Source organism: Macrococcoides caseolyticum (genome assembly GCF_002902665.1).
GTDB classification, from domain to species: domain Bacteria; phylum Bacillota; class Bacilli; order Staphylococcales; family Staphylococcaceae; genus Macrococcoides; species Macrococcoides caseolyticum.
The window spans coordinates 1-5,647 of the sequence record NZ_PPRM01000041.1 but is presented as its reverse complement, the minus strand read 5'-3'; the positions used below and the strand labels follow the sequence as shown (position 1 = coordinate 5,647).

The 5,647-nt window shown below is 44.4% G+C and carries 6 protein-coding genes; all 6 read left to right on the top strand.

Translation table 11 applies throughout. From position 1 onward, the window contains the following. Positions 1-217 precede the first annotated feature (217 nt). Genes purE through purL form a run of 6 tightly spaced genes read left to right on the top strand, consistent with a single transcriptional unit; the run spans position 218 to position 5,616 of the window. A complete protein-coding gene (gene purE, locus CD152_RS06695) occupies positions 218-700 on the top strand; it encodes a 5-(carboxyamino)imidazole ribonucleotide mutase (RefSeq protein ID WP_086038464.1) in 483 nt (160 codons plus the stop codon). Next, positions 687-1,805 carry a 5-(carboxyamino)imidazole ribonucleotide synthase gene (purK, locus tag CD152_RS06690; protein ID WP_101041738.1) on the top strand — a complete coding sequence of 373 codons (1,119 nt, stop codon included), beginning with the start codon at positions 687-689 and terminating at the stop codon, positions 1,803-1,805. The genes purE and purK overlap by 14 nt, the downstream gene beginning before the upstream one ends. After that, on the top strand, positions 1,802-2,503 hold the full coding sequence (gene purC, locus CD152_RS06685; protein WP_101041737.1) for a phosphoribosylaminoimidazolesuccinocarboxamide synthase: 702 nt from the start codon (positions 1,802-1,804) through the stop codon (positions 2,501-2,503). Before purK ends, purC begins: the two co-directional genes overlap by 4 nt. A gap of 1 nt (position 2,504) precedes the next feature. Further along, on the top strand, positions 2,505-2,765 hold the full coding sequence (gene purS, locus CD152_RS06680) for a phosphoribosylformylglycinamidine synthase subunit PurS (protein ID WP_012656598.1): 261 nt from the start codon (positions 2,505-2,507) through the stop codon (positions 2,763-2,765). After that, the gene (purQ, locus tag CD152_RS06675) at positions 2,765-3,427 is read left to right on the top strand and encodes a phosphoribosylformylglycinamidine synthase subunit PurQ (protein WP_086038467.1); all 663 of its coding nucleotides are present in this window, start codon (positions 2,765-2,767) and stop codon (positions 3,425-3,427) included. Before purS ends, purQ begins: the two co-directional genes overlap by 1 nt. Before the next feature lie 2 nt (positions 3,428-3,429). Then, on the top strand, positions 3,430-5,616 hold the full coding sequence (purL, locus tag CD152_RS06670) for a phosphoribosylformylglycinamidine synthase subunit PurL (RefSeq protein ID WP_101041736.1): 2,187 nt from the start codon (positions 3,430-3,432) through the stop codon (positions 5,614-5,616). Positions 5,617-5,647 lie beyond the last annotated feature (31 nt).

The following is a 5,647-nucleotide window of genomic DNA, read 5'->3' as shown; positions in this document are numbered from 1 at the left end:
CTTTTGCTGACATTCCAGTTCCCTCCATTTATTCGAACGTTTAATATCATTATAGCAGTAAGCAATCTAAAAATACGAACAAAAAAATAATAATTAATAAAAAAATACGTAATTGTTCGTTTTTTCCGTTGAAATCTGTACGTGTCATTGTTATGCTATATAAGTAATATACACATAAATGAAGGCGCTTTTCAAATAATTATAAAGGGTGATAGTTGTGACAGTAGCAGTAATAATGGGGTCTTCTTCTGACTGGGAGACGATGAAAGAAGCGGTTACAATACTTGAAACTTTCGGCATCGACTATGAGACGAGTGTTGTATCTGCGCATCGTACGCCACTTACGATGGTTGATTTTGCGAAGTCTGCTCGTAAGAAAGGCATCGAGATCATTATCGCGGGTGCTGGTGGTGCGGCGCACTTGCCGGGAATGGTCGCTTCGATGACGACGCTTCCGGTGATCGGTGTACCGATTGAATCGAAAGCTTTGAAGGGAATGGATTCCTTATTATCAATCGTACAGATGCCTGGTGGAATTCCGGTAGCCACGACTGCAATCGGTAAAGCTGGTGCTAAGAATGCAGGGATTCTTGCCGCACGTATGCTCAGTCTGAAGGATACCGCTTTAGTAGCTCAGCTGGATGATTATGAAGCATCTTTAGTAAAGAAAGTGGAGGCGATGCAGCATGACCTTAAATAAATTCGCGCTCGGTGACACGATTGGTATCATCGGTGGGGGTCAGCTGGGTAAGATGATGGCACAGTCTGCACAGCGCATGGGATTTAAAGTTGCTGTGCTTGATCCCGATGAACGTTGTCCTGCACGCTTCGTGGCACATCACTTCGTGCATGCACCGTACAATGATATTGCAGGATTGAAAGCGTTAAGCCGCTATAGCGACGTCATCACATATGAATTTGAGAATATTAATGCAGAGGCGCTAGAAGTCATTGCAAAAGAAAATCATGTGCCTCAAGGTTTTGAAACGGTACATATTCTGCAGAATCGTCTCAGTGAGAAGGAAGCCATCGCAAGAAGTGGCGCTACGGTTGTTCCATACAGGCGTATCGAAGGTCCGGCGGATGTCGATGCTGCTGTGCGTGAAATCGGTCTGCCACTCGTACTGAAGACTGTGTTCGGCGGTTATGATGGCAAGGGTCAACTTGTTGTAACGGAGAAAGCACAGTTAGAAGAAGCGTACAATATGGCTGATGGCAATGTTCTCGTCGCAGAGAAACGTATTGCGCTTGACCGTGAGATTTCGATTACAGCATCACGTAATCTTCAGGGAGAGGTCGTCTACTTCCCTGTACAGGAGAATGTCCACCGTAACCAGATCCTGTTCAGTACGACGGTGAAGCAGGCGCATGAGTATAGAGCAGCTGCGATTGCTGAAGTGGAGAAAATCATTCATAAGATTCATTTCGTCGGTACGTTCACTGTGGAATTCTTTATCGATAAAGAAGGTAGGCTCTACGTCAACGAAATCGCACCACGTCCTCATAACTCCGGACATTACTCTATTGAAGCGTGTGATTATTCGCAATTTGATACGCATATTCTGTCGGTGCTTGGCTACAGATTACCGAAACAAATCAAGCTGCACAGTTCCGCTGTGATGTACAATCTGCTCGGTCAGGATCTGGACTTGATGGAACATCTCTTCCCTGAACATCCAGAATGGCATGTCCATGTATATGGTAAAGAGGCAAGGAAAGAAAACAGGAAGATGGGACATATTACCCTTTTGTTAGACGATGACACGGATACTTATTATCCTATATATAAGGAGCTGATGAAATGACCTTAGTTTATGAAGGAAAAGCAAAGCGTGTATACAGTACGGATGAGGACCATGTGTTCCGCATCGAATACAAGGATGAAGTAACAGCGGGCAACGGTGCAAAGAAAGATAGTATGGCTGGTAAAGGTCGACTGAACAACTTGATTACAAGCTATTTCTTCGAGCGCCTTGCACGACAAGGGCTAGAGTCTCACTTTATCAAGAAGTTAAGCGACACTGAACAGCTAGTTAAAGCAGTTACAATTATTCCGCTTGAAGTTGTTGTCAGAAACTATGCTGCAGGTTCAATTGTCAAGCGTCTCGGTTTTGACAAAGGTGTGCAGTTCAAATCACCGCTTGTAGAGTTCTATTATAAGGAAGATGCACTGAATGATCCAATTATTACAGATGACCACGTGAAGTTACTCGGCATTGCAGATGATGACGACATCGCTGAACTGAAACGTCAGGCGTTAATCATCAATGACATGCTCGTGAAGATGATGGATGAGATGAATTTGCAGCTGATCGATTTCAAGATTGAATTCGGTAAGGACCAGGACGGTAATATCCTGCTTGCAGACGAAATTTCACCGGATACTTGCCGCATCTGGGATAAAGACACGAAAGAAAACTTTGATAAAGACGTATACAGAGAAGACACAGGTTCACTGATTGATACTTATACTCAATTCTATAATAAGCTGGAGGCGCTATAAAATGACTAAAATCGAATTACACATCACATTACAACCACAGGTATTAGACACACAAGGACAAACGTTAACACGTGCGGTACATGATCTGGGCTACACTCAAGTCAACGATATTCGCGTAGGTAAAGTATTATATATGACGGTTGACGAAGCGAGCGAACAGGCCGTTGCAAACGTAGTTAATACATTAAGTGAGAAGTTATTTGCGAACACTGTAATCGAAGAATACAGCTACAAAATTGTTGAAGATGAGGAGACGAAATAATGAAGTTTGCTGTGATTGAATTTCCAGGTTCAAACTGTGATCGCGATATGTTCAATGCAGCTTTGAAGACTGGTTTTGAAGCGGAATATGTTGATTATCGTAAGACGTCGCTTGAAGGCTTTGATGGTGTGTTGATTCCAGGAGGATTCTCATTTGGTGACTACCTGCGCTGTGGTGCGATGGCACGTGTGGCACCGATTGTGCCTGAAGTAAAACGTTTAGCTGCTGAAGGTAAGCCGGTGCTAGGTGTATGTAATGGATTCCAGATCCTGACGGAGATCGGATTATTACCAGGTGCTTTAATGCATAATACGAAGCATCAGTTTATCTGTCAGAACGAACCGCTTAAAATCGTCAATAACAACACGAAGTTTACACATAAGTACGATAAAGATGAGACAGTGATCTATCCGATTGCACACGGGGAAGGTAATTACTACTGCTCGGATGAAACGTTAGCTGAACTGAAAGCAAACAATCAGATCATCTTAACGTATCATGACAATCCGAACGGCTCGATCGAAGATATCGCAGGAATCGTGAATAAAGCAGGCAACGTATGTGGTATGATGCCTCACCCGGAACGTGCGATGGAAGCATTGCTTGGTACGGATGACGGTGTGAAATTATTCGAATCCATTTTAGAAAGCTGGGGGAAATAATCATGGTCAAGTTTCTAGAACCAACTGCAAATGAAATTAAAGAGAATAAATTATACCAGGATATGGGGCTTTCAGATAAAGAGTACGACAAGGTGGTCGACATATTAGGACGTATGCCAAACTATACTGAAATTGGTATCTTCTCTGTAATGTGGAGTGAACATTGTTCATACAAGCATTCTAAACCTTTCTTAAAGCAGTTCCCGACGACAGGTGAGCGTGTGTTGATGGGTCCTGGTGAAGGCGCTGGTGTTGTGGATATCGGTGATAACCAGGCGGTAGTATTCAAGGTTGAATCTCATAACCACCCGTCTGCCATTGAACCTTATCAAGGTGCAGCGACAGGTGTCGGCGGTATCGTCCGTGATATCGTATCCATCGGTGCACGTCCAATTCAGCTGCTCAATAGCTTACGTTTCGGTGAATTAACAGAGAAGCAGAACCAGCGTCTATTCAAAGGGGTCGTTGCGGGTATCGGCGGCTACGGTAACTGTATCGGTATCCCTACAGTTGCAGGTGAAATCGAGTTTGATCGTCAGTACGAAGGGAACCCCCTTGTCAATGCGATGTGCGTCGGTATTATCGATCATGACAAGATTCAAAAAGGAACAGCGAAAGGTGAAGGTAATCCTGTCATCTACGTGGGACTTAAGACGGGTCGTGACGGGATCCACGGTGCAACATTCGCATCTGAGGAGTTAAGTGAAGAAAGCGAATCTAAACGTCCATCAGTGCAGATCGGTGACCCGTTTGTCGGTAAGAAGTTGATGGAAGCGACACTTAAAGCCATCACATTCCCAGAATTAGTCGGGATACAGGATATGGGTGCAGCAGGTCTGACATCATCAAGTTCTGAAATGGCGGCTAAAGGTGGCAGCGGTATTCATCTCGAACTCGAGAAAGTGCCGACGCGTGAAGCGGGTATTTCACCATATGAGATGATGTTATCTGAAACACAAGAACGTATGCTGCTTGTTGTTGAAAAAGGAACGGAGCAGAAATTCTTGGATTTGTTCGACCATTACGAATTAGATAGTGCTGTGATCGGTGAAGTAACGGATACAGATCGTTTCGTATTGACGTATGAAGGGGAGGTCTTTGCAGATATACCGGTGCAGCCGTTATCTGATGAAGCACCGGTATATGTATTAGAAGGTCGTGCAGCACAGTTTGATGCTGTGAATCACGACTACTCAAATATCGATGCGCAGGATACTTTGATGAAGTTGTTATCTCACCCGACAATGGCTTCTAAGAACTGGGCATATAGTCAGTACGATCAGCAGGTGGGTGCGAACACGATCATCAAGCCAGGACTATCAGCAGGTGTAACACGTGTTGAAGGTACGAAAAAAGCCATCGCTGCAACCTTAGATGGTGAAGCACGTTACGTATTCAATAACCCATACGAAGGCGGTAAGATGGTCGTAGCTGAAGCATACCGTAACTTGATATCTGTCGGCAGCTTACCTCTTGCAATGACGGACTGCTTAAACTACGGTAATCCTGAAAAGCCTGAAATCTATCAGCAGCTAGCAGATTCTACACGTGGTATGGCGGAAGCGTGTGGCGCGCTGAACACACCTGTTGTTTCAGGTAACGTCAGCCTATATAACGAAACAAAAGGTGATGCAATCTTCCCGACACCAGTAGTGGGTATGGTCGGATTGATTGAAGATGTTGATTATTTAGTAGATTTTAAACCGTCTAAAGGCGATACAATCTATTTCGTCGGAGAGGTTAAACCGGACTTCGGTGGCAGCCAGCTCGAGAAGCTATTATTCAATGAAGTCGCACATACTGATGTAGCGATCGATCTCGAACAGGAAGTAGCGCGCGGTGAAGCGATTCGTCAGCACATCATTGACGGTAAGCTTGGTCATGTTCAAGCTGTCGGTAAAGGTGGGATCGGCGTGAAACTTGCACAGATTGCAGCTTACTTCAATACAGGTCTTGAAGCGCAGCTTGATGTGAATGATGCAGAACTGTTTGCTGAAACACAAGGGAACTACATTGTTATTGCGAAACAAGGTAAAGAAATTGATATCGACGGTGCAGAAGCGATCGGTACATTCGGTACAGAATCATTTAAACTATCTACAAACCAAGGGGAAGTTACTTTAGACGTGAATCGTATGACGGAGGCTTGGAAAGGGGCAATTCACGCATGTATGACATCAGAGGTCTAAACGAAGAGTGTGGCGTGTTCGGTATCTGGGG